Origin of the sequence: Balnearium lithotrophicum, from assembly GCF_900182585.1 — a bacterium.
GTDB lineage: Bacteria > Aquificota > Aquificia > Desulfurobacteriales > Desulfurobacteriaceae > Balnearium > Balnearium lithotrophicum.
Window position 1 is genome coordinate 1 of record NZ_FXTM01000006.1, and the last position, 22,609, is coordinate 22,609.

25 protein-coding genes are annotated in these 22,609 nt (G+C 40.8%); 15 read left to right on the plus strand and 10 right to left on the minus strand.

Annotation, left to right across the window (positions count from 1 at the left end; genetic code table 11):
* Together FN732_RS02995 and FN732_RS03000 are read left to right on the plus strand one after the other, a co-directional pair.
* Nucleotides 1–459 (plus strand): integrase core domain-containing protein (locus FN732_RS02995; RefSeq protein WP_142934560.1); only part of this gene is annotated, 459 nt, incomplete at its 5' end.
* A gap of 136 nt (nt 460–595) precedes the next feature.
* Nucleotides 596–2,152 carry a hypothetical protein gene (locus FN732_RS03000; RefSeq protein ID WP_142934562.1) on the plus strand — a complete coding sequence of 519 codons (1,557 nt, stop codon included), beginning with the start codon at nt 596–598 and terminating at the stop codon, nt 2,150–2,152.
* Nucleotides 2,153–2,165: 13 nt separating this feature from the next.
* Here FN732_RS03000 and FN732_RS03005 read toward each other — a convergent pair whose 3' ends face one another.
* The 10 genes from FN732_RS03005 to FN732_RS03050 are packed head-to-tail and all read right to left on the minus strand — an operon-like array spanning nt 2,166 to nt 11,025.
* Entirely contained in the window at nt 2,166–2,939 is a 774-nt protein-coding gene (locus FN732_RS03005; protein ID WP_142934564.1) for a fumarylacetoacetate hydrolase family protein, read from the minus strand.
* 9 nt (nt 2,940–2,948) lie between these two features.
* Complete coding sequence (locus FN732_RS03010; RefSeq protein ID WP_142934566.1) at nt 2,949–3,773, minus strand: hypothetical protein; 825 nt, start codon at nt 3,771–3,773, stop codon at nt 2,949–2,951.
* A gap of 40 nt (nt 3,774–3,813) precedes the next feature.
* Nucleotides 3,814–4,242 carry a nucleoside-diphosphate kinase gene (ndk, locus tag FN732_RS03015; protein ID WP_142934568.1) on the minus strand — a complete coding sequence of 143 codons (429 nt, stop codon included), beginning with the start codon at nt 4,240–4,242 and terminating at the stop codon, nt 3,814–3,816.
* Nucleotide 4,243: 1 nt separating this feature from the next.
* Nucleotides 4,244–4,939, minus strand: coding sequence for an endonuclease V (locus FN732_RS03020; protein WP_142934570.1), 696 nt, complete (start codon nt 4,937–4,939; stop codon nt 4,244–4,246).
* Entirely contained in the window at nt 4,936–5,991 is a 1,056-nt protein-coding gene (locus tag FN732_RS03025; protein WP_142934572.1) for an LptF/LptG family permease, read from the minus strand. Before FN732_RS03025 ends, FN732_RS03020 begins: the two co-directional genes overlap by 4 nt.
* Entirely contained in the window at nt 5,985–7,064 is a 1,080-nt protein-coding gene (locus FN732_RS03030) for an LptF/LptG family permease (protein ID WP_142934574.1), read from the minus strand. The genes FN732_RS03025 and FN732_RS03030 overlap by 7 nt, the downstream gene beginning before the upstream one ends.
* Complete coding sequence (gene secF / locus FN732_RS03035) at nt 7,061–7,942, minus strand: protein translocase subunit SecF (RefSeq protein WP_142934576.1); 882 nt, start codon at nt 7,940–7,942, stop codon at nt 7,061–7,063. The genes FN732_RS03030 and secF overlap by 4 nt, the downstream gene beginning before the upstream one ends.
* Nucleotides 7,943–7,952: 10 nt before the next feature.
* Nucleotides 7,953–9,623, minus strand: a complete 1,671-nt coding sequence (secD, locus tag FN732_RS03040) for a protein translocase subunit SecD (RefSeq protein WP_142934578.1) — start codon at nt 9,621–9,623, stop codon at nt 7,953–7,955.
* A gap of 44 nt (nt 9,624–9,667) precedes the next feature.
* Nucleotides 9,668–10,339 carry an HD domain-containing protein gene (locus FN732_RS03045; protein WP_142934580.1) on the minus strand — a complete coding sequence of 224 codons (672 nt, stop codon included), beginning with the start codon at nt 10,337–10,339 and terminating at the stop codon, nt 9,668–9,670.
* A complete protein-coding gene (locus FN732_RS03050) occupies nt 10,336–11,025 on the minus strand; it encodes a biotin--[acetyl-CoA-carboxylase] ligase (RefSeq protein WP_142934582.1) in 690 nt (229 codons plus the stop codon). The genes FN732_RS03045 and FN732_RS03050 overlap by 4 nt, the downstream gene beginning before the upstream one ends.
* A gap of 35 nt (nt 11,026–11,060) precedes the next feature.
* On the opposite strand from FN732_RS03050, the gene prmC reads away from it, so the two are divergent.
* The 13 genes from prmC (at nt 11,061) to FN732_RS03115 (ending at nt 22,601) form a co-directional block, all read left to right on the plus strand.
* Nucleotides 11,061–11,909, plus strand: a complete 849-nt coding sequence (prmC, locus tag FN732_RS03055) for a peptide chain release factor N(5)-glutamine methyltransferase (RefSeq protein WP_142934584.1) — start codon at nt 11,061–11,063, stop codon at nt 11,907–11,909.
* Nucleotides 11,909–13,177 carry a UDP-N-acetylglucosamine 1-carboxyvinyltransferase gene (murA, locus tag FN732_RS03060; RefSeq protein WP_142934586.1) on the plus strand — a complete coding sequence of 423 codons (1,269 nt, stop codon included), beginning with the start codon at nt 11,909–11,911 and terminating at the stop codon, nt 13,175–13,177. Before prmC ends, murA begins: the two co-directional genes overlap by 1 nt.
* A gap of 10 nt (nt 13,178–13,187) precedes the next feature.
* Nucleotides 13,188–13,826: an ATP phosphoribosyltransferase gene (hisG, locus tag FN732_RS03065; protein WP_142934588.1), complete on the plus strand. Its 639-nt coding sequence runs from the start codon at nt 13,188–13,190 to the stop codon at nt 13,824–13,826.
* Between the two features lie 29 nt (nt 13,827–13,855).
* Complete coding sequence (gene moaA, locus FN732_RS03070) at nt 13,856–14,824, plus strand: GTP 3',8-cyclase MoaA (RefSeq protein ID WP_142934590.1); 969 nt, start codon at nt 13,856–13,858, stop codon at nt 14,822–14,824.
* Nucleotides 14,825–14,827: 3 nt separating this feature from the next.
* Nucleotides 14,828–15,082 (plus strand): hypothetical protein, encoded by a 255-nt coding sequence (locus FN732_RS03075; protein ID WP_142934592.1) that lies wholly within the window; start codon nt 14,828–14,830, stop codon nt 15,080–15,082.
* Between the two features lie 39 nt (nt 15,083–15,121).
* Nucleotides 15,122–15,421, plus strand: a complete 300-nt coding sequence (locus tag FN732_RS03080) for a YtxH domain-containing protein (protein ID WP_142934595.1) — start codon at nt 15,122–15,124, stop codon at nt 15,419–15,421.
* A gap of 3 nt (nt 15,422–15,424) precedes the next feature.
* Nucleotides 15,425–16,855 carry a UDP-N-acetylmuramoyl-L-alanyl-D-glutamate--2,6-diaminopimelate ligase gene (locus FN732_RS03085; RefSeq protein ID WP_142934597.1) on the plus strand — a complete coding sequence of 477 codons (1,431 nt, stop codon included), beginning with the start codon at nt 15,425–15,427 and terminating at the stop codon, nt 16,853–16,855.
* A complete protein-coding gene (locus tag FN732_RS03090) occupies nt 16,833–18,143 on the plus strand; it encodes a UDP-N-acetylmuramoyl-tripeptide--D-alanyl-D-alanine ligase (RefSeq protein WP_142934600.1) in 1,311 nt (436 codons plus the stop codon). The genes FN732_RS03085 and FN732_RS03090 overlap by 23 nt, the downstream gene beginning before the upstream one ends.
* Nucleotides 18,140–19,036, plus strand: a complete 897-nt coding sequence (locus FN732_RS03095; RefSeq protein WP_142934602.1) for a D-alanine--D-alanine ligase family protein — start codon at nt 18,140–18,142, stop codon at nt 19,034–19,036. Before FN732_RS03090 ends, FN732_RS03095 begins: the two co-directional genes overlap by 4 nt.
* A gap of 65 nt (nt 19,037–19,101) precedes the next feature.
* A complete protein-coding gene (locus tag FN732_RS03100; RefSeq protein WP_185954222.1) occupies nt 19,102–19,734 on the plus strand; it encodes a cell division protein FtsQ/DivIB in 633 nt (210 codons plus the stop codon).
* On the plus strand, nt 19,731–20,963 hold the full coding sequence (locus FN732_RS03105; RefSeq protein WP_142934606.1) for a cell division protein FtsA: 1,233 nt from the start codon (nt 19,731–19,733) through the stop codon (nt 20,961–20,963). The genes FN732_RS03100 and FN732_RS03105 overlap by 4 nt, the downstream gene beginning before the upstream one ends.
* Nucleotides 20,964–20,972: 9 nt before the next feature.
* Nucleotides 20,973–22,067: a cell division protein FtsZ gene (gene ftsZ / locus FN732_RS03110; protein WP_142934608.1), complete on the plus strand. Its 1,095-nt coding sequence runs from the start codon at nt 20,973–20,975 to the stop codon at nt 22,065–22,067.
* Nucleotides 22,068–22,082: 15 nt separating this feature from the next.
* Entirely contained in the window at nt 22,083–22,601 is a 519-nt protein-coding gene (locus FN732_RS03115; protein ID WP_142934610.1) for a hypothetical protein, read from the plus strand.
* Nucleotides 22,602–22,609: the final 8 nt, after the last annotated feature.

The window sequence follows — 22,609 nt, forward strand, 5'->3', positions numbered from 1 at the left end:
AGAATAGGCTTTGCTAAGGTTTATTCTACAAAAAGCAGCAGGAGTGGGAAAAGGTTCTTCCAGGAACTTGAAAAGTTTCTTCCCTTCAAAATAGAAAAGGTTCAAACTGATAACGGAAGTGAGTTTATAGGAGAGTTAGAGGATTACCTTAAGGAGAGGGGAATAGAACACTACTTCAGCTATCCGAGGTCTCCCAAGACCAATTCCCACGTTGAAAGGTTCATACAGACGGTGGAGAAGGAACTGTGGATGATAGAAGGGACTGAGCCGAAAATTGATGAAATGAACAGGAAACTATTTAGGTATCTAAACTTTTACAACTTCGTTAGGCCTCATCAAGGTCTTGGTTATAAGACTCCAGTAGAGAAGTTTGAGGAATATATTAAAAAACACCAGGGTGTCCACCATGTATTGAACGAGAACAGACGAAATCTCATTGATTTTATAAACTTTGATTAACGCAGTTAAGATAGTAAAAATAAATAAAAGCATAGGAGGATAGATATGAGGACATTAAAGACAAGACCTAATGCTGCGATATAGTAGATAGTAGTTCGAACTTTTCTTTTATAATTCGCAGGGGAGGAGGGAGAAGGTGGCCTTAGTAGGTTTGAGTGGCTTTTCTGTTTATGGCTTCCATATTCCCGTAATGGCTCTTCGGTTATTTGAATTGCACTTAGTTATAGAACCTAATCATCCTATGGTTCATGAGGAAATTTTGCTTTTTGTTCCGATAGATTGTTATAGTCTAAATATTTATCTTCATGGTAAAGTTGAAAATTTTCATGGTTCATTTTTACATAACTTAATGGAAAGAATATATGATGAAAAGCTTGAAAACGGAGTTGTTAATTTTACAAAAACCTTCCTTATTGCTACCCATACAAACAATTATGATGCCTATGAAAGTAAAAACTATAAAAGTATTAAAATTTGTTATCCTATCGACAATGAAAGTTTACTTACTCGTAATATTCTTATAGATGGAATAAAAGCTACTATTTACCTAGATCTAGGAATAAAAGTTATTGATTATGGGGAATGTATAAAAATAGAAGTTTTTAGGAAGAATGGGAAGTTAATCCAAGCAGGAATTGTAGCCATCAGGTTTTCTATAGTTATGAGTAGCCCGGAGAAAAAGGAACAATATAAAATACATATATTTACTCCTGAAACGTTAGGAAGTATGTATGCCTTATTTCCTGATGAGAAAAAAGCTATATCAAACAGTTCTATACTAACCTTAATCCATAAAGAAGACGGATTGAAGGCAATTGAGGAATTTCTAAATGAAAGCAAAACGGAAATTCAAAATATAGTTAATAGTTTTAGTATCAGAGAAATTGAAGATGAAGATAAAGATGTTTTTATAATCGTTGATAAAATCAACGAAAGCTTTGAAAAGTTAAAAGGAAAAGTAAGAAACTACTTTTTAAAATTGAAAAAGGAAGATCCTAACATTCTAAAACCTCATAGTGATATATGGCTTCAAGTTCCCGAATTTGCAACTCAATGTGAACCTCCAAAATACGCAAAAACTGAGAAGTATTCTTGGGATTTTGCATTTAATATAAAACCAGCAAATATTTTAGTTTCCAGATATTTCTTAGATAAAACAATTGCCTATCACTTATATATAGCAAATGAACATACTAATATACTCCTTTCTCCAGAAGAAGGAGGAATAGTAGAAGAATTTAATTTAAGATTTAAAGTAGAGCCAAACTTTCTTATAGTTCTTACATTTCCTATATATATCCTTACAACTTTCGTTCTTCGCATTTTAGATAGTATTCTTAAAAATCTTCTGCAAGGTTGGGATATATATAGCAATGTGCGCCGAAGCCTAGAAAACTTTCACAAATTAAATATGGTAAAATACAATATATTTCTTAAAGAAATCTATATTAATGCTTTTAATTCTCAAAATCTAGTTACTATTTTATTGGTACTTGTTTCACTAATGTTTACTTTAGCTAGCATAATTAGAGGCGGAACTGGAGGAAGATTGTCTTATTATGAATATTTAACAAATATAACGACATTAATTAAAGATCCTGTTTTCACAGTTCCATTGATTTTGTCTTCTTTGAGTTTGGCATTTATATATTTATATTCAAGTTATAGAAACGTAAAAGCTAAATGGGAATAACTTATCAGCTACTTTAGCTCTCAAGAGTAACGTAGTTAATGAGCGTTCCTATCCCCTCAATCTCAACCTCTACCCTATCATCAGGATTTAGGGGACCTACTCCGGGAGGAGTTCCTGTCGAGATTACATCTCCGGGTAAGAGTGTCATGATTTGAGAAACAAAGGAAACGAGCTCAAACGGGGAAAATATCATGTCTTCAGTGTTTCCCCTCTGTCTTACCTCCCCGTTAACTCTCGTCTCAATCCTAAGTCCTATCGGGTCGATATCTGTATTAATCCATGGGCCGTAAGGAGCAAATGTGTCAAAGGACTTTGCCCTCGTATATTGGCCGTCCTTCTTCTGCAAATCCCTTGCTGTTACATCGTTAAAACAGGAGTATCCCAATATGTACTCCTTCGCTTCTTCAGGAGATACTTTTCTACACTTTCTACCAATAACTACGGCAAGTTCCCCTTCATAGTCAACTCTATTTGACATTTTTGGAAGAACAATCTTCATCTTGTTCGATATTACAGCCGTTGAGGGTTTGAGGAAAATGAGAGGCTCCTCAGGAATGGGTTTTCCCATCTCCTCTGCATGGGCTCTGTAGTTAAGTCCAACTGCAACAATTTTTGTCGGCCTCGTCGGAGACAGGAACTTCACATCCTTAAAGGATAGGGGCTCTCCCTCGGGTGTAACACCCTCCATAAGTTCAGAAACCCTTCTTTCCTTCAAGGGAAGAATCTCCTTTCCCCTTATAAGTCCGAAGATTGTCCTATCCCCGTACTTAAACCTTCCTACCTTCAACTTTCCCTCCTAAACAGTGGCCACGCCGTACATTTTACCAACTGCTAAAAATCTTTCTCCTTCACTTAAAGGGTATTCAGGAGTAAGGAGTTTCAGCTCCAAGTCCTCAGAAAAGAGGTCAACAGAATAAAGGGATTTACCTTCAAAGCCAATTTCTGATACAGAGGTAACTATTCCGATTACCGTGTAGTTTTCCCTATCTGAAAGGATACAGGTATCAAAGAGTTCCTCAGGCTTTTGGGAAAACTCCCCTAAAAGCCTAACTGTTTCCTCCTCCCCTAAACTCCTTTCCAATTTCTCTCTGGCTTTTTCGTTTCCCTTTATCGCCAACTTTAGGAGCTCCCTGTTCTCATCGGCCACCTGGTCAAAGTGTGAAAGGGGAGGTAGCCTTTTTACCCTGTTTGAGTAAATAGTTAAGGCAACGTCCATCTCACTTGATAGCTTCTCGGGAAGTTGACACAAGTTACAGAGCTCAAAGTGAAAGGCCTTGCCGGTTGTGACCTCTATTGCCTCAACCAAGAGTGTGAACTCGTCCAACGATTGGATTTTAAAGTTAAAGTCCTCAAAGGTAAAGAGACTTCCATTCTTATAACCTACATAACAGCCAAGGGGAATTTCTTCAGACCTTGAAAAGAATGATAGTTTTTCCTTTTTCAACAGGTAGTTAAAGATTGAGAAATTTTCATCAACTTCTAAGTGGCTACAGGTCAGTTTTTCTGATGTATCCAATAGGTCGTCAAAGACGTAATGTTTAACTGTTACTTCCTCTCCTTCATCAACTGCCCTTTCACAGAGCTCCCTGTCCAGTCCCAGTAAACTGAAACTATCGTCCATAAATTCTCCCAAACTGGTTTAGTAAGGGGGAAATACCCCCTTAGTACTGGTCATGAATTTCAAGTTGATTAAAGAAGAAGGGAATTTCGTAGCTTGCAGATTCGGGAGAGTCCGATGCATGAACCGCGTTTCTCCCAACGTCAGTTCCGTACTTCTTCCTGATAGTTCCTTCTGCAGCTTTGGCAGGGTCTGTAGCCCCTATGATTTCCCTTACTCTGCTTATCGCATTTTCTCCCTCAAGAACCATCGGGACACAGGGGCCGGATGACATGAAATCTGTTAGTTCATCGTAAAACGGCCTATCCTTGTGGACTATGTAAAACTTTTTAGCCTGTTCCTTTGAAAGGTGAACCATCTTAATTGCCAAGAGCTTCAAGTCGTTCTCCTGTAGAATTCTAACGATGTCTCCAACTGCATTCTTCTTAACAGCATCGGGCTTTACAATTACAAGAGTCCTCTCAACTGCCATTTTACTCCTCCGTCCTTTCTAATTTGCGCTGTATTATACCCTTTCTAACTGTTTGAAGGTAATTGTGGGCAAGTCTCGTAGGTTCAGGAAGCTTATACCCCCTTCCAAGTTTTAGAACAATTTCAAGGGACTCCTCAGGAGTTATCAGATTTCCAGGAGAGACAAAAACGGGTTTAACTCTGTCCCTCATCCTAACGGCATATCCGAGAATTTCCTTAGTTTTTGGGTCAACGATAGGTGAACTGCAGCCTGCCTTTTCGCAGGGCTCCTCAAATTTTCCGTAGAGAATCTTCTTTGCACACCCTATCGTAGGTACGTTCATAACAATTCCAAAGTGTGTAGCTATTCCAAGCCTCCTCGGATGGGCTATTCCGTGTCCGTCAACAACTACTAAATCAGGTTTGTTTTTTAGTTTTAAGTAGGTTTTGACCAAAAGTGGAACCTCACGGAAGGCCAGAAATCCCGGAACGTATGGAACCTTTACTTCCATTGTGTCGTAAATTTCCTCAACTACTTTTAGACTTGAAAACTCAAGAATTACAAATGCTCCAATTCCAACTGTAGGATTTTTATAAGGGTCAATAAAGGTTAAATCACACCCTCCGATGAGTTTTATCTCCCTCTCAAGTGGTCTGAGTTTTAGTTTTTTAAGGAGCTCCCTCTGAGCCCTCTCCGCCTTCTTGAAGGAAATCTTCACGTCTCAACCCTTCCAAAGAGTATAAGACCTACTGAAGTGAAGAGAATTAAAGGAGCAAAGGATGCATAGATTGGTGGTAGAGCTCCACTCTTTCCTAAACTTATAAAGAGCGACGTTGTGACCCACATTAGAACGATTAGGGTGCTCACAATCAAGACCGTGTACCCCTTTCTGTTCCTCGGGTTAAAAACACCAAAGGGTATTCCAATAAGAGTTACAACCAAGGGATAGAGGGATATTGCCAGTTTTGAGTAGAGCTCCATCTGAAATTGCCTCGTATCGTAACCCAACCTTTCAAGCCTCTTAATGGTTATAAACAACTCACTTAAGCTCTTAGCCTCAGGCAGTGTTTCTGACGACTTTAAATCCTTAATATCAACACCTAAGTTGAGTGAAAGCTCGTTTAACCTCTCAGTTTTTAATTTATTTAAATCCCTTATAAAAACGTCTTTAAACTTCCAAACTCCGTTACCTTCATAGAAAACCTCTCTTCCATCGATTCTCCTTGTAGGTTGAAAGTTCTCCTCCTCTATAACACTTCCCCACTTTCCCCTTCTCTCCTTTACATTCAACTTCCTTATAAACACAAATTTCCTACTTCCGCTTTTAAACCAGACCTCACTTACCTTCTTAGGGCTGGCTTTTTCCACCTTTCTCTCAATTTCTGAGGAAACCTTCAGTCCCTTTGGAACAAAAAGCTCGTGAACGAGGAGTGAGAAAAGTGAGGAGAGGAGAGCCAAGACTAAAAGTGGAACTGAGAATCTATAGGTACTTATCCCGAGAGCCCTGATAACCGTTAGTTCACTCGTTGACGAAAATCGGGAGAGAGTTACCACAGTTGAGATTAGAACTGCTATGGGTAAAACTCTGACGGTGTAAAGGGGAAACCTACCAGATATGAACTGGAGCTCAGACTTAAGTCCTAATTTCATAGAGATACTGATGTGGCTCACGAAGTCGATTATTCCAAATATCGTTAGAAACGTTAACAGTGTCAAAAACAGAAGCTTCAGCCCTTCAGAGAAAACGTACCTATCTAAAATCTTTACCATCTCGTTCCTGCGTAAATCCTAATTTTTTCCTTAACTGCAAGGTAGTAAAAAATGGAGGAGAGAACTCCGAATACTAAATCCGGCAGAAGGGTTAGAGGAGGAAAGTTTGAGCTTAGAGCAAGCTTCTTTGAGAAAACGTACAGAACGTAGTAGAGAACAATTACAGTTAGACTTATGATAATTCCCATTCCGTAAGCTCCCCTTGGAAGAGATACGGATACTGAGAAAATCAGAATTCCTACAATTAGTGAGGATAGGGATAAGGATAACCTCTTTAGGATTTCGGTTAAACTCTCGGAATCCCTTTTCTTTAAAAGCTGGCTTAGTGTTTTGTACTTTTTAGCTTCGAACTTTTCGCCTTCGGAAAACTTGTAGAGCTCCAGTGTATAGTTTTTAAACTTTAAAAACTGAAACTCCTCCGGTTTTTCCCAGTTTAAAACCTGTGCAGTTCCGTTGTAAATATCCAAAAAGACCGTATTGTTTTCAGTCCTTAAACCGCCTTCTCTTCCAAATATTACTATGAATTTATCCTTTCTATCAAGTGAGACCATAAAGTTCTCAATTAGTCCCTGTTTAGGAAAGATTCTATCCACGTAGAACGTAACTCCAGGAAAGTTTGACGAGAAGTTCTTTGGAGTTATACTCATAGTTAGCTTCTTCTTTACAAGTTCCTCAATCTCCTTTTTAACAGCAACGTTGCTTTTTGGAGCTAAGTACATCGTAGAGTAGAGAGAAAAGAGTGAAAAGAGAATACCTAACAGAAGGACGGGAATGGATATCTGGCGAATACTGACACCGCAGGACCTTAAAACGGTAATTTCATTATTGCTCTCCATCTGGAGAAATACGATTAAGACTGAAATTACAAAGGACACAGAAATAACAACTCCAAAAAAGGCAGGAAGGGTTTTTACTAAAACAGAGAGAAACTCTGTGAAAGAAACTCCCTGACCTATAACTGTTTCCGCTATTTGAGAGGCCCTATCAATCACTATTACAAATAAAAACAGCAAAAAGGTGAAGATTACCGTTTTAAACAGTTCATAGAAAATGTACCTGTAAAGAGTCTTCATTTTTCCTTCTTAACGTATCTGTACCAATCAACAACCAAAGCACTTGCAATAAAGATTGAGGAATAGGTACCTACCGTTATACCTACAAGGAGAACGAAAGCAAAGTCGTTTATTACACCTCCTCCAAACATGTAGAGACAGAAAACAACAAATAGAGTGGTCAGAGATGTTATTAGGGTTCTTGAGAGCGTTTGGTTTATACTGTCATTAACGATTTCCTCAAAGGGCTTACTTCTCAGTAAAACTTTCATATTTTCCCTGATTCTGTCGTAAACAACGATTGTATCGTTTATAGAGTAACCGATAACTGTTAAGAGAGCCGCAATAACAGGTAAACTGAATTCCCTACCTACAGACATAAATACTCCCGTTGTTGCCAGAGCGTCGTGAACCAAGGCAAGGACTGCACCAAAGGCAAAAATCGGCTCAAATCTCCAGGCAACGTAAATGAGAATACCAATCAGGGCATAGATTACGGCCATTATTCCCTTTTCCCTCAACTCCTTACCAATTGTAGGACCTATCATTTCAACTCTTCTTATTTCAACTTTATTTCCGAACTTTTCCCTTAAAACTTCTCTTATCAAATCGGCAGTTTTATTTGGGTCTTTTATAGCAGGAGCTTTTATAAGAAACTCATTTTTACCCTCAATGTTTTGAACTAAGATTCCTTCAATTTTTCCGTTAAATATCTGCCTGATTTTCTCTGTATTTATGTTCTTCTCATCCACCTTTACCTGAACTAAAACTCCACCTGTAAAGTCTATTCCAAACTTAGGTTTAACAATAAATATCCCGTAGAGCCAGCTTCCTACTATAAGTGACAGTGAAAGTAAATAGGCAAAGTACCTTTTTCCTATAAAGTCAATTTTTCTCATCCACTACTCCCTAAATTTTGAATAGGTTAGGTTTGTACTTAACAATAAGGTCAAGAATAACCTTTGTAACGAAAACAGCAGTAAACATACTTGACAGGATACCTAAGGAGAGTGTAACGGCAAAACCCTTTATAGGACCTGTTCCAAATTGAAAGAGGACTGCTGCAGCAATTAAGGTTGTTACGTTGGCATCGAGTATTGTTCCCCAGGCTCTTGAGAAGCCTGCTTCAACGGAGGAAAAAAGGTTCCTTCCCTTTCTAATTTCCTCCTTTATTCTCTCGAATATGATTACGTTGGCATCAACGGCCATACCTACGGTTAAGATGTAACCAGCTATTCCTGGCAGAGTTAAGGTAGCTCCTAAGAGAACCATCATGGACCATAGGAGAACTACGTTCATAAGGAGGGCTAAATCGGCGGCCAATCCGGCAAACTTGTAGTAAAGGAGCATAAACAGCATAACAATAACTATTCCTGCCACACCTGCCTTTATTCCCTTTTCAACGGACTCCTTACCCAAGGATGGTCCTACCGTTGTCTCCTCAACAATTTTTACAGGTGCAGGTAGAGCTCCAGCCCTTAAAACTATAGATAGGTCCCTTGCCTCCTGATAGGAGAACTGTCCAGTTATCTGTCCCCTCGAACCGATAGCGCTCCTTATTACGGGAGCGGACTGAACTTTACCGTCAAGTACGATTGCAAGTCTCGTTCCTACGTGTTTCGCCGTGTATTCCTTAAATATCCTTGCTCCCTCAGGTTTTAGGACGAAGCTCACTGCAGGCATGCCGTTTTCATCCCTACTTGGGTAGGCATCCTTTAGGTAGGCTCCGGTTAGTATCGGTTCCCTCTTAACTATGAAGAAGTTGTAGGCCACAACCTTTCCAGATTTGTTCTTAATCTCCTGAATTAGAACCTGCTGGTCATCCGGTACCTTTCCGCCAAAGGCCTTAACCACATCCTCAGGAGAGCGGAAGGGAAGCTTTTCCTCCTTTCCGTTCTTGACTTCGTAGAACGTTGGTCCCGATGGTGAAGGTTTGACAACAATCCTTGCTCCTTCTGGAACCGTTCCTCCCAACTTTGTTATAAGTTCCTCTACACTCCTTGCCGTATCAACCACTTCCTTAAATTCAAGGTTTGCAACCTTTCCAATTACCTTCTTGGCCCTTTCTGGGTTCTTAACCCCAGGAAGCTCCACAATAATCCTGTCCTTTCCGTTTCTAACAATAACAGGTTCTGCTACACCTAACTGGTCTATTCTGTTCCTTATCGTTTCAAGGGCCTGTTCTGCAAGCCTATCTATCTCCTTTGACTTGTAGGATGGTTTAAGTGAGAGCTCTATCTCCTTTCCCTTGACCTTGATGTTAAACATATCTGAGTAGTCATCCTCTATTTTTGAAACGGCCTGTTTAACGTAGTCGGGAGATAACAGGAAAATCTCTATGTTTGTTTTTCTCCTTTCGACGGATACAACGGGAATGTTCTCCTCCTCCAAACTCCTCTTAATCTCCCTCAGAGCCGTTGAAACCTCATTCTCAAGGGCTTTCTCCGTATCAATCTGGAGAACCAAGTGGGTACCGCCTTTGAGGTCAAGCCCTAAGTTTATGGGCTTCGTTAAATCAATATAGAGGGCACCTAATAGGACTATCAGAACGAACAGTATTTTCCACTTAAGGTTTTTCATAAGAACTCCTCACCTTTAAACTTTGCTCCATGAATAATACAAAATTAAAGGTCTGTATCGTTTATCCTGAGCCTGAATTTGTAGCCAAAAACCTCCGTAGCCCTCCTGCACATCTCCATTCGGGGCTGGAATATGGAGAAGTAGTCAAGTAGGTCTGAAATTCTCGTATCAATTTTGAGAATGAGTTTTACAGTTCTCGTTACCTTATCAACCTCAAGGTTACTGTACAGAACTGCGTAGTTAACCCTGTCATGAATGTCCTCTCCAATTGTTCTCCTGGTTCTTACCCTTGTTCTGTGGACGTGGGACTTGTCGGCAATAACAACGGCAGCTGAGACCTCGGTAACGGGAAATCCCGTTTCCTCCTCGTGATTTCCAATTGCAAAGGTTATTTCTGTTAGGTCATCATCCAAGTAACCTTTCCCCTTTAAGAGTTGGAAAGCAAGAAGGGCTCCACTCTGAGCGTGATTGTGCCTTGAAACAATGTGACCGATATCGTGGAGAAAACCTGCCACTCCTGCAAGTTCTGCCCTCCTCCTATCTCCCGTTATCTCCATAAGCAGCCACCTTGCCTTTTCGGCAACCCATCCGACGTGCTTTATTCCGTGGTCCGTGTATCCCATTCTCTCCAAGAAGTAATCGCTCCTTTCAATGTAGTAGAGAATTCTCCTGTCCTTCATCAAATCCCTGTAAGTTGGAAACTCTATCTCTTTCACCTCTCCCTCACGCTAACGTCTGCTGCAAATACTTTTTTAAGACCCTCCTCCGTCTTAACAATGAGAGCTCCATCAGTATCAACTTTAAGAGCTCTCCCGACGTAGGAGTTCCCCTCCTCGACCACTTTAACTTCCCTTCTAATCATAGGACAGTGTCTTTCAAACTCCTCAATACTAAAGTTTCCCTCCTTTAGCAAACTGTGAACTTTAACAACTTCTCTGTGGAGAAGTGATAGGAGCTCATCCCTATCAAATTCTATTCCTTCAACTCTCAGTGATGTTGCCGGAACGGGGAAGCTACTGAGCTCCTCCTTTGAGTATGTTAGGTTTATTCCTATTCCTACAACCAACCTGTCCCTGCAGAGCTCTGGAAGAACACCGGCAATCTTTTTTCCGTTTATATAAACGTCGTTTGGCCACTTCAAGTAGAACCCATCTCCGAACCTTAAAAGGGCTTTAAGTGTTGAGTAACCGAAGGCCAAACTTGAAATTCCAAAGTTTCTGCTCGGTCTCTCAAGGATGAATGAGACGTAAAGTCCCTTGTCCCTTTTTGAGAGCCAACGTCTACCTCTTCTTCCCTTTCCACCCGTTTGCTCCCTTGCAACTATACAGAGGCCGTGGAAAAAGGGAACTCTCTTTGCTTCCTCGTTTGTTGAGTCTGTTCTGTCAACGTAGATAACTTTCATGGAGGGAATTATACAGAGGTTATAATTCCTCCGCTATGGAGTGGACTGTTGGAAGCTTGGTTAAAAGGGCTGCTGAGATTTTAAGGGAAAGAGGAAGTAAAACCCCGAGGTTGGACGCAGAGCTCCTCTTAGTCCATTCACTTGGACTAAAAAGTAGAGTGGAGCTCTACACAAACTTTGATAGACCTCTATCTGAGGATGAGGTTGAAAGATACAGAAAGTTGATAGTCAGAAGGGCAAAGGGAGAACCGGTTGCCTACATAACGGGAAATAGGGAGTTCTTTGGTTTTGAATTTTCTGTTGATAGGGGAGTTCTCATTCCAAGGCCAGAAACGGAGTTCTTAGTCGAGGTTGTTTTTGAATTTTTGAGAAATAAGGAGGGTTTAACTGTTGTTGACGTCGGAACAGGTTCAGGGTGCATCGTCCTAACGCTCTGTAAGTTGACGGGTGAGAGACATAAATTCTTTGGAATAGACATATCCAAGAAGGCTTTGGAAATTTCTGAGAAGAATAGGGAAAAGTTGGGGTGTTCCAAGGTTGAGTTTTTAAAGGGAGACCTACTCTCCCCTATCGACTTTTCTGTAGATGTTGTCGTTTCAAATCCCCCTTACGTTTCAGTTAACGACCCCAAATTGGAAAGGGAGGTTCTAAAGTTTGAGCCTGCGGGAGCTCTCTTTGGAGGGAGAACTGGACTTGAGGTAATTGAGAGGTTAGTTGAGCAGTCCTCGGAGAAATTAAAAAGGGGTGGACTTTTGGCTTTAGAAGTTGGTATAGGCCAGAGTGATAAGGTGAGTAACTTACTCAGGAGCTCAGGATTTGAAGATATTAAAACTTACAGGGATTTATCTGGAATTGAGAGGGTAGTTACGGGGGTTAAGGAATAATGGAGAAGTTTGTTATAAGAGGAGGAAGGGAGCTCCACGGCAAGGTTAGGGTTTCTGGTTCAAAGAATGCCTCACTCCCCATTCTCTTCTCCTCAATCCTATCGGGAAGTCTCAAACTTTCAAACGTTCCAGACCTTAGGGATGTTTCAACTGCATGTAAACTCCTCGAGATAATGGGATTTAACGTTGTAAGGAACAGTGATACTGTTGAAGTGGAGTTCACGGGAAGAATTAATCCTGAGGCTCCCTACGAATTGGTTAAAACAATGAGGGCTTCCATCCTCTGTTTAGGGCCTCTTCTGTCCAAGTTTGGAAGGGCCAGTGTTTCGCTCCCCGGAGGGTGTGCAATCGGCTTAAGGCCGGTCGACCTTCACCTGAAGGGCCTTTCAAAGATGGGAGCAGATTTGAGAATTTCCCACGGGTACGTAGTTGGAGAGGTAAGGGGAAGGTTAAAGGGCGTCGATGTAACGTTGGACTTTCCAACTGTCGGTGGAACGGAGAATATACTTATGGCTGCCGTTCTTGCAAAGGGAAAAACGGTTATAAGAAATGCAGCAAAGGAGCCAGAAATTGTCGATTTGGCAAGAGCTCTAAAAAAGGGAGGAGCAAGGATAGAGGGAGAGGGAACGGACGTCATAGAGGTAGAGGGGGTGGACGAAATTGGCCCTATCGAGTACAGGGTTATGCCCGACAGAATAGAGGCAGGAACGTTTCTCTCTGCAGTGGCCTCTGCAGGTGGAGAAGTGGAAATAGAGGAATTTCCAACGTTTGCCTTAGAGTCGGTTGTTGAGAAGTTTGTTGAATCGGGACTCTCTATTGAGGAAATTTCGGAAGGTAGAGTTTTAGTGAAAAAAAGAGATAGACTAAAGGGAACGGATATAGTTACACAACCCTATCCGGGCTTTCCAACGGATATGCAGGCTCAGTTTATGGCTGCAATGTGCATAGCAGATGGGGTATCTGTAATAAAGGAAACGATATTTGAGAACAGGTTTATGCATGCTCTGGAGCTCCAGAGAATGGGTGCAGACTTAAAGATTGAGGGCAATACCGTCGTTGTCAAAGGTGTAGACAAGTTAATTGGAGCAAAGGTTACGGCAACAGACTTAAGGGCAAGTGCATCGTTGGTTATAGCAGGACTCGGAGCTGAAAACACAACGGAGGTTTACAGGATATACCACCTTGATAGGGGCTACGAGAAATTGGAGAGGAAGCTCAATTCGTTGGGTGCAGAGATAGAGAGAGTCCCAAGTGAGCTTAAGTATTAGGAGTTGAAAGATGGACTACAAATCAATAACTGTTGCACTTCCAAAGGGAAGACTACTGAAGGAGGCTGTTGGTTTCCTTGAATCATGTGGGATAGATGCATCGGAAACCCTTACTAAAACGAGAAAGCTCATCTTCCAGTGGAAAAACTTTAAGTTCATCTTAGTTAAACCTATGGACGTTCCAACGTACGTTTACTACGGAACTGCCGATATTGGAATAGCGGGAAAGGACGTTATCGAGGAAAAGGGGTTTGACCTCTACGAACCGTTGGACCTTAAGTTTGGAGCGTGCAGGCTTTCCGTTGCAGAACCTCAGGATATAGATGAACCCTACGACATAGAAAAGCTCTCCTACATAAGAGTTGCCACAAAGTATCCGAAGATAACCGACAGGTACTTTAGAAGTAAGGGAATTCACCCTGAAATAATAGTCCTCTACGGTTCCGTGGAATTGGCTCCACTCGTAGGTCTTTCAGATAGGATAGTTGACCTTGTTCAAACTGGAACGACACTTAAGGAGAATGGTTTAAGGGAAGTGGATGTTATTCTCCATTCGACTGCAAGGCTGGTTATAAACAGGGCAAGCTTGAAAACAAAGTACTTAATCTTGAAGCCAGTAATAGATAGGATGAAGGAAGTTATTTTATAGAATAAATTAAATTTTAATCGGCGGGCTTTATGAGGATAACTTACTTAAGGGTTTCAGTTACCGATAGGTGTAACTTCAGGTGTAAGTACTGTATGCCTGAGGGAAATCAGGAGTTCATACCCCATCCAGAAATACTCAGATACGAGGAAATAACCGAAATTGTAAGGGTATTTACAACCTTTGGGGTTAAATCTATTAGATTAACAGGGGGGGAACCCTTAGTTAGAAAGGGTTTAGAGGAATTAATTTTTCAGCTAAAGAGTATTGAAGGTATAGAGGAGGTAACATTAACGACCAACGGATATTTCCTCAAGGAAAAGGCGAGAACGTTAAAGGAGAATGGGCTAAACAGGGTAAACGTTAGCATTGATACCTTAATTCCGGAGAAATTTTCGTTTATTACAGGAAGAGAAAGAGATGCCCTCTTTAGGGTCATTGAGGGAGTTGAAGAGGCGAAATCGATTGGAATTGAGCCTGTAAAGATAAACACAGTCCTAATTAGGAATTTTAACGATGGAGAGTTGGAGGGTTTTATCAGATTTTCGGAAAGATTTGGTGTAGAGGTGAGATTTATAGAGTTGATGCCTGTAGGCGGGAAGTTCTTTAGCTCCGAGAACTTTATTCCGGCTTCAGAGATAAAGGAGAAAATAGTTAAACAGTTTGGAAAACTCGTTCCACATAAAACAAAAAAGATGGGACCCGCAAAGAGCTTTAAAATTGAAGGAACAAAGGCCGTTGTTGGATTTATTCCTTCTGTTAGTGAACACTTCTGTTCAGAGTGTAACAGACTAAGACTGACATCTGATGGAAAACTTCGGCTCTGTCTAATGTCGGAAAAGGAAATAGATATTAAGGGGATTTTAAGGTCTCCCTCCTACAAGAGGGAAAATTTGGTCTCTGTAGTAAGGGGAGCTCTTCTTTTAAAGAGGGGAATAAACGGAATAGAGGCCCTTGAGGGGTTAGGCTGCTCGAGGAAAATGTTTACAATAGGGGGATAGTCAATGGAAAAATTAATAGCAGTTGATTTAACAGTTATTGCAGTTTGCTCTGTTCTTATAACTGTTGGTTTAATAGCTGTTTTAATTATTGCGTACAGAATTTTAAAAAAGATGGAGGAGGGGGTTGATACGGTTAACTCTCAGCTTAAACCGGCAGTTATCGACTTAAAAAGGACAATCGTTTCGATTACTGAAAACTTAAAGGTAGTTTCGGGAGCCCTCTCCTTTGTAGGTAAGTTTAAAAAGTCAAAAAAGTAGCATAAGTTTAAATATTGAAGAATTAATTTGGAGGAAGAGATGAGAAAGAGTTCACTGATGTTTTTATTAGGTAGTTTAATAGGTGCAGGAGCAGCTTACGTTGCAACTACGAGGAAGGAGGAAATCCTCAAGAAAATAGAGGAGCTCCAGGAGCAGATTAAGGAGAGCGACCTTCCTGAAAGGGCAAGGGCTCTGGTAGAGGATATTTCAAGGTCTATCAAGGAGCTCTTAACGAGTGGCGAAGAGGAGATGTCTGAGGAGGAGAAGAGGACAATCTTAGAGGAAGTTGAGCAGAAGATTCAAAAACTTGAAGAGACAATTCAGAAGGAGGGAGAGTAATTTTTGGAGCTCTCCCTTCTACTAAAGCCCTTAGGTTTAAGGTTTGAAGGTAATTTCTGGGTTGAGGGAATCACTGAGAACTCTAAAAAGGTTCTGCCTAACTTCATTTTCTTTGCCTACAAAGGTCTCTCCTCAGATGGGAACCTCTTTGTAAAGGAGGCTATAAAAAGGGGAGCCTCTGTAGTTTTTACAGATTCACTCAAAACGTACAGGGAGCTCCGTTCACTCATTCCTGTCTTTCTAACGGAAAATCCGAGAAAGGACTTAGCAGTTCTCTCTGCGAGGTTTTACGGAAACCCGGAGAGGGAGCTCTCAATAATAGGTATTACTGGAACAAACGGTAAGACAACAACTTCCTACCTTACCTTTAGCGCTATCAACAGAATTGGAGAAAGGGCAGGAATCGTTGGAACTGTAGAGTGGGGAACGGAGGAGGAGAGGTTTCCCTCAGATATGACAACCCCTTCTCCAACAGACTTTTTCAGGATTCTTGCCTACTTCAGGGACAGGAGAGTTAAATGGGTCGTCTGTGAGGTTTCATCCCACGCCTTAGAACTTGATAGGGTTTACGGAGTAGAGTTTAAGGGTTCGGTATTTACCAATCTATCCCATGACCACCTCGATTTCCACGGAGATATTTACAACTACTTCCTATCAAAGGAGAAACTCTTCTTCAAATCGAAAGTTTCGGTTGTAAACGGTGATGACCCGTTTGGGAAGTGTCTCTACGGCTTGAGGGGCATTTTTACCAGAAAGTTTCTCTCCTATGGAGTGGAGGGCGACTACAGAATAAATCAATTTAGAGATGGCAGATACGTAGAAATCTCTCATGAGGGAAGTAAATACAGAGTGGAAACGGAGCTAAAGGGATTTTTCAATGCCTACAATCTAACAGCTTCCTTTTCACTCCTTTCGGAGTTGGGCTTTCCAAAGGATGAGCTTGCAGTTTCCTACACGGGAGTAAAGGTTCCCGGAAGGCTTGAGGAGGTTCGTAGAGGGGTATTCATCGACTATGCACACACTCCAGATGCTCTAAAGAAGGTCCTAAAAACCCTGAGGGATATAACAACCGGCAGGTTGATAGTGGTCTTTGGAGCTGGAGGTAATAGGGATAGGGAGAAGAGAGCTCCGATGGGAAGGGTAGCATCTGAAATTGCTGATTTAGTTATTCTTACAAGTGATAACCCAAGGAGTGAACCCGTAGAGAGAATAATTTCTGACATACTATCAGGAATTGATAGAAAGGAGAAAGTTACGGTTGAGCTTTCAAGGAGGGAGGCAATAAATCTTGCCCTTTCAATGAAAAAGGAGGAAGATACCGTTTTAATTGCAGGCAAAGGTCATGAAAACTACCAGATAATTGGAAGTGTAAAAATTCCCTTTAGCGATAGGAAGGTTGTTGAGGAGTTCTATGGATGCAAAAAAGCTATCTGAAATTGTTGGAGGAAAATTAGTAGGGAAAAATAGACCTATTTCAGGTTTTCACTTTGACTCGAGAGAGGTAAAAGAAGGAAACGTTTTTATTCCAATTAAGGGAAGGAGGGACGGCCATAAATTCACTGAGGATGCTTTTAAAAGGGGAGCTTCGGGAGTTTTGTTCTCTCAAAACGTAGAGATTCCACCCCAAAAGTTCGGTATTTTTGTCCCGGATACATTCAAAGCTTTTAAAGAGATTGCCCTCTACAGGAGAAGGAAATTTTCCGGAACAGTTGTAGGAATTACTGGAAGTGTAGGAAAAACTACAACCAAGGAATTAGTATCAAAAGTGCTCTTAGAAGGTGGAGTTAGAACCTATAGAAATGAGAGAAGTTTTAACAATGAACTTGGGGTAACCTATACACTATCCAACCTTCCTCCAAATACCGATATTTACGTCCAGGAAATTGGTACAAATTCACCGGGAGAGGTTTCTCAAATAAGGGAGTTTGTGAGTCCTGAAGTGGGAATAGTCACTTCTGTGGAAAGGGCTCATATGGAAAAATTTAAAGACTTTGAAGAGCTTATAGAGGAAAAATTCTCAATAACAGAAGGTTTAAGATTTTCAATAGTTCCTTACAAGTATCGAGACTTTTCAAAGTCCTTTGAGACGTTAACGTTTGGAAGAAAAGGGGATGTTAAACTCATTTCCTTTAACACCTCTTCAGAAGGAACAGATTTTGAGATTTCAGTATCAGGGAAAAGAGTAAAGCTCTTCTCCCCAGTTCCCGGCTTTTCCGTTGTTAATTCCTCAATGGTCTGTGGAGCTCTCCTCCTAATATTGGGACTTCCCCTCAATCTGTTAGATGCAGTTTCCTCCTTTTCTCCTCCCTATCTCCGTATGGAAATTTGTAGATTTCAAGAAGGAGTTCTCATCAACGACTCATACAATGCAAATCCTGCATCCTTCAGAAATGCACTTGAAGTTCTCTCCAAGTTCCCAGGTAAAAAGGTTGTAATTGCTGGAGACATGTTGGAGTTGGGGGAGATTTCAAGGGAGGAGCACAAAAAGTTGGGAAGGCTTATGAACGAATTGGGCATCTCTGAAGTTATTGCCTACGGAGAGGAAGTGGAGGAAATGGTAAAAGAATTTAAAGGAGAATTCTATCACTTTAAAGTGAAAGAGGAACTGTTAAATTTTGTATCAAAGTACCGATTTGAAGGGAAGGCTGTTCTCATAAAGGGTTCTCGAGCCAACAGGTTAGAAGAGGTTGCAGAAATAGTGAAAGAGAGGTTCGGAAGGTGAAAGTTTTAGTTGTCTACGGAGGAGAGTCCCCGGAAGCTGAGGTTTCAAGGAAGAGTGCAAGAAGCGTTATCGAATCATTAAAGAGACTTGGGCATGAGGTAATTCCGGTTGAACTTTCCAGAAACTTTCCAGAAATGGTAAAGGAGATTGAGCCTGATGTAGTCTTCATTTCTCTTCACGGTTCTCCAGGTGAAGATGGAACGGTTCAGGGACTACTTGAAATAATGAAGGTTCCGTACACTGGTTCTGGAGTAATTCCAAGCGCTGTCTCAATAGATAAGGATTTAACAAAGAGGGTTTTGAAGAGTTATGGAATTCCTGTTCCCTCGGGGATAACACTCTTTAAAGGAGATGAAATTCCTAAAAATTTGGAATTCCCCTGTATTGTAAAACCTGCGAGGGCAGGCTCAAGTGTGGGGATTTTTTTGGTTAAGGGGGAAGGGGAGCTCCCAAAAGCCCTTAAGGAGGCCTTCTCCTACGACTCCAAGGTTTTAATCGAAGAGTACCTACAAGGTAGGGAAGTTACAGTTGCAGTCTTAAGGGGAAGAGCTCTTCCGCCAGTGGAAATAGTTCCGGCAGGGGAATTTTACGACTACGAATCCAAATACGTGAGTAGTTCTACGGAGTACAGGATTCCAGCTTCACTTCCAAAAAGGTTGGAGGAGAGACTTAAAAAGCTATCTGAAAGAGTCTACAAGGTCTTAGAGTGTAGAGGTGCAATTAGGGTTGACTTTAAGTTGGATAATTTCAATTCACCTTACGTTCTTGAAGTCAATACAATTCCAGGACTTACTGAGAGAAGTCTTCTTCCCAAGTCAGCACAGGTTTCAGGATACACTTTTGACAGATTGGTGGAGGAAATATTAAGGGACGCAGAAAAAGGCTCTTTTTAATTGCAGTTCTTCTGTTTTTATTCTTTGGAGTAGTGATTTATGGGCTGTTAAATTCTCCCTCAAAGTTGGAAAATGTTAAGTTTGTGGTTGTAAAGGAGACGGGTCCTTGGAGAGGAAAAATTGTTCAAAGTATTCTCCCCTTCTTAAAGCCAGGACTGGACCTAAATCCTGATAACTTGAGGACTCTAAAGGAGAGGATAAACTCCCTTCCCTGGGTCGAACACTGCAAATTGGATATAAGGGGGGGAACGTTAGAGGTAAAAATCTGGGAAGAACCTACTGCGTTTTCTCTAATTTTCAGGGGAAAATTGTACTTAATAGGTAGAAATGGATTTGTTCTCGAGGAAAGGCCATTAAAGGTTAGTCAAGGAGAAGTTTTCTCATACAGGGGTAAGCTATCACCGTTTAAGCTGGAAAACGGATTCTTAAAGCTTAGAAATTTTGTTAGAATTGAAGTCAACCTCGTAAAGGACAAGATAAAAGAGCTTAACTTGGAAAGTAAAGAAGTTCAAATAGTCCTGATGGATGTTGGTGTCCTAATACTGCTTAAAGCTCCTTCATGTATCGTTTATTTGAGTTTTAACGATAATAGTTGGAAGAGGTTTGCTTCCATCTTGAAGGAGGGATTTCTCAAACCGGGAATTTACGATTTCAGGTATTCAGGTCTTTTAGTTTTACAGGGGAGGAAAGGAAGATGACACCTTATAAAAATCTAACCATTGACTTGGGAACAAGCTCTATAAGGGTTGTTTTATCTATATACAGGAACAATAAGAGGGAATTTATCGTAAAGAAGGCTCCCTCAAGGGGAATAAAAGGTGGAAATATAATAAATCCTGCATCAGCAAAAGAGTCTTTAAGTATCGTACTCAATAAACTGAAGCTGGATTCCCCGACCGTCCTTCCCAATAGTGCCTGTGTTATAGTCCCTGGGAACTTTATTGTTAACTTTCAGGTGGAATCAACAATTGAGTTTCCTGGAATAACAACTATTACACACAACGAAGTTAACGAAGTAAAAAACAAAGCACAGAAGGAGCTCTTTCGAGGAAATCTCTACTTAAAGAACTACTATGAAATAATTCACGTAATTCCCCAGGAGTTCATCGTTGACAAAATTGACGGAATACAAAATCCAATAGGAAGAAGCGGACAAAAACTAACAATGAGGGCAATAGTAGTCCTTGGAGGTAAAAACCACCTTAAAACAGTAGAGAGCTTACTTAAAGATGTAAATCTATCTGTTGAGAGGTTTATAGCCCAACCTGTTGCTGCTTTTTACGGTATAAGGGACCCTAACTTTTACTACAACAATAACCTCATCGTTTATTTAGGTGCCGGAAATACGGAGTTTCTGTACTTTAGAGAGGATAAACCGGTACTTATCAAACACCTTCCTACGGGAAGTCAGGACATTTTAGAGTTTCTAATAAAGAGTTTGAAGGTAAATAGGAAGGAAGCCGAAAGGCTCTTTTTTGAATACGGTAGTGCCTATGCTTTGAAGTTTAGCAAGGAGGAGCTTATTGATGTCAACTATGCCAGCCGTACGGTAAAAATTCCAAGAATTGTCATTCCTGCATTGATTCAGAAAAAACTACAGGGAATTTTCAAGGACATTAAATCAACCTTAGAGAACGAGGACCCGAGCTATGTAAAAAATTTAAACACGGTCTTCCTAACCGGTGGCTTGTCCAACTTGAGGGACATCGAGGTTCTATCCCAAAGGATTTTCAAAGCTCCAACTGTCATCTCTAAACCGGACACAGTCAGTGATTCTTCACTCTCACCCGTTGTAGGAGTTTCAAACTATTTATCCTCTCTGGAAAATAGGGAAAAGCTTACCGACATTAAAGAGGATATTAGAAAAACCTACGGAAAGGTAGGGTGGTTTCAGGGAATTATTAGATTTTTAATGGACTTAATATAGGAGGTGAGCATGTTTGACATAGCAGATGAACTCTTTCAGGGACCTGTGATAAAGGTTATAGGTGTAGGCGGTGGTGGTGGAAATGCAGTAGCGAGAATGTACGAAATGGGAATAGAAGGCGTTGATTTTATAGTTGTCAATACGGATGCTCAGGTTCTTTCAAAGCTTCCTGTTCCTATAAAGGTTCAGATTGGAGAAAAGCTCACAAAGGGGCTTGGAGCTGGTGGCAAACCGGAAATTGGTGAGCAGGCTGCATTAGAGGACGAACCGAAAATCAGGGAGGTTTTAGAAGGTTCAGACATGGTCTTTATAACTGCAGGTATGGGAGGAGGAACGGGAACGGGAGCTGCTCCAATTGTTGCAAAAATTGCAAAGGATATGGGAATACTTACAGTAGGTGTTGTTACACGTCCCTTTGACTTTGAGGGTAGAAGGAGAATGGAGTTTGCAGAAGTTGGAATAAGGAGGTTGAAGGAGTTTGTTGATACCCTAATGGTAATTCCGAACCAAAAGCTTTTGACAATTGCGCCTAAGGATATGAACATACTCAACGCTTTTAAATTGGCTGATAACGTTCTGTACCAGGCAGTTAAGGGTATAACGGAAGTCATAACAAAGGCAGGCCTCATAAACCTTGACTTTGCAGACGTTAAGTCTGTAATGCACAGCGGCGGATATGCACTTATAGGAATAGGGGAGGCAAGTGGAGAGGACAGAGCTCTCACTGCAGCCCGTAAGGCTATAGACAATCCTCTTTTGGAAAATGTTCAGGTTGAAGGGGCAAGCAGAATTTTGGTCAACATAAGTGGAGGAAGTGACTTAACGTTGGATGAGGCTTACGCTGCTGCCGGTTTGATAAAGGAGAGAGCTAAGAGGGACGATACAAACTTCTTCTTCGGTGTTACCCTTTCAGAGGAATTAGAGGGTTCCATACAGGTTACCGTTATTGCCACAGGCTTTGACGAAAAGGGAAGACCCGTTATTTCTGGTTTCTCCGACCTCGTCTCTAAAAGTGAGTCTACTACACCATTTCAGGCAAAGGAGGCTACAGAAGTTTTAGATTTAGACATATCTAAACTTTTAGAAGAATTAAACGAAGATTAAATATGAGGGGAAAGAATGGAAAGGGGATTACTCAAAGAACTACAGAGTTTGCTCTCTTTGATTGAGGATTTTAAGAGGGACTTGTCAGAGATTTCCTCTAAAAAGGAGGGATTAAAGGCTGTTAGTAAACATATAGATGAATCTATCTCAGAAAGTGAAGAGGCAGTTAAAAAGTTGATTGATATGATTAGTAAAGCCTTAGATGAACTGAACGAACTTAAATTAGTAGTAGAAAAACTTGGAGATAGAGACAGGGAAATTGCTGAAGAGAAGATAAACAATCTTATTTCTATCTTGACGAACTCTCTAACTTTTCTTGAATTTCAAGACATTTTGGCTCAAAGACTTTTAAAGATAAAAAAATTTCTAAGTGATTTAGAAAAAAGTATACTTAAAATGATAATTACAGCTGGATTGGAGGATGAAAAATATTTATCGAAGAAAAAAATTCAGGAAAAACTTGAGGAACTCGAATGGAAGAAGGAAGTTTCTCAAGAAGAGATAGATGAAATAATGAAGGAATTTGGCCTATAGAGGATAAG

Bases quoted from the DNA above. Each gene is read 5' to 3' on its own strand.
- FN732_RS03010 (WP_142934566.1), bottom strand. From the start codon at position 3,773: ATGGACGATAGTTTCAGTTTACTGGGACTGGACAGGGAGCTCTGTGAA.
- ndk (WP_142934568.1), bottom strand. From the start codon at position 4,242: ATGGCAGTTGAGAGGACTCTTGTAATTGTAAAGCCCGATGCTGTTAAG.
- FN732_RS03025 (WP_142934572.1), bottom strand. From the start codon at position 5,991: ATGGTAAAGATTTTAGATAGGTACGTTTTCTCTGAAGGGCTGAAGCTT.
- FN732_RS03030 (WP_142934574.1), bottom strand. From the start codon at position 7,064: ATGAAGACTCTTTACAGGTACATTTTCTATGAACTGTTTAAAACGGTA.
- secF (WP_142934576.1), bottom strand. From the start codon at position 7,942: ATGAGAAAAATTGACTTTATAGGAAAAAGGTACTTTGCCTATTTACTT.
- secD (WP_142934578.1), bottom strand. From the start codon at position 9,623: ATGAAAAACCTTAAGTGGAAAATACTGTTCGTTCTGATAGTCCTATTA.
- FN732_RS03050 (WP_142934582.1), bottom strand. From the start codon at position 11,025: ATGAAAGTTATCTACGTTGACAGAACAGACTCAACAAACGAGGAAGCA.
- prmC (WP_142934584.1), top strand. From the start codon at position 11,061: ATGGAGTGGACTGTTGGAAGCTTGGTTAAAAGGGCTGCTGAGATTTTA.
- murA (WP_142934586.1), top strand. From the start codon at position 11,909: ATGGAGAAGTTTGTTATAAGAGGAGGAAGGGAGCTCCACGGCAAGGTT.
- hisG (WP_142934588.1), top strand. From the start codon at position 13,188: ATGGACTACAAATCAATAACTGTTGCACTTCCAAAGGGAAGACTACTG.
- moaA (WP_142934590.1), top strand. From the start codon at position 13,856: ATGAGGATAACTTACTTAAGGGTTTCAGTTACCGATAGGTGTAACTTC.
- FN732_RS03075 (WP_142934592.1), top strand. From the start codon at position 14,828: ATGGAAAAATTAATAGCAGTTGATTTAACAGTTATTGCAGTTTGCTCT.
- FN732_RS03080 (WP_142934595.1), top strand. From the start codon at position 15,122: ATGAGAAAGAGTTCACTGATGTTTTTATTAGGTAGTTTAATAGGTGCA.
- FN732_RS03090 (WP_142934600.1), top strand. From the start codon at position 16,833: ATGGATGCAAAAAAGCTATCTGAAATTGTTGGAGGAAAATTAGTAGGG.
- FN732_RS03105 (WP_142934606.1), top strand. From the start codon at position 19,731: ATGACACCTTATAAAAATCTAACCATTGACTTGGGAACAAGCTCTATA.
- ftsZ (WP_142934608.1), top strand. From the start codon at position 20,973: ATGTTTGACATAGCAGATGAACTCTTTCAGGGACCTGTGATAAAGGTT.
- FN732_RS03115 (WP_142934610.1), top strand. From the start codon at position 22,083: ATGGAAAGGGGATTACTCAAAGAACTACAGAGTTTGCTCTCTTTGATT.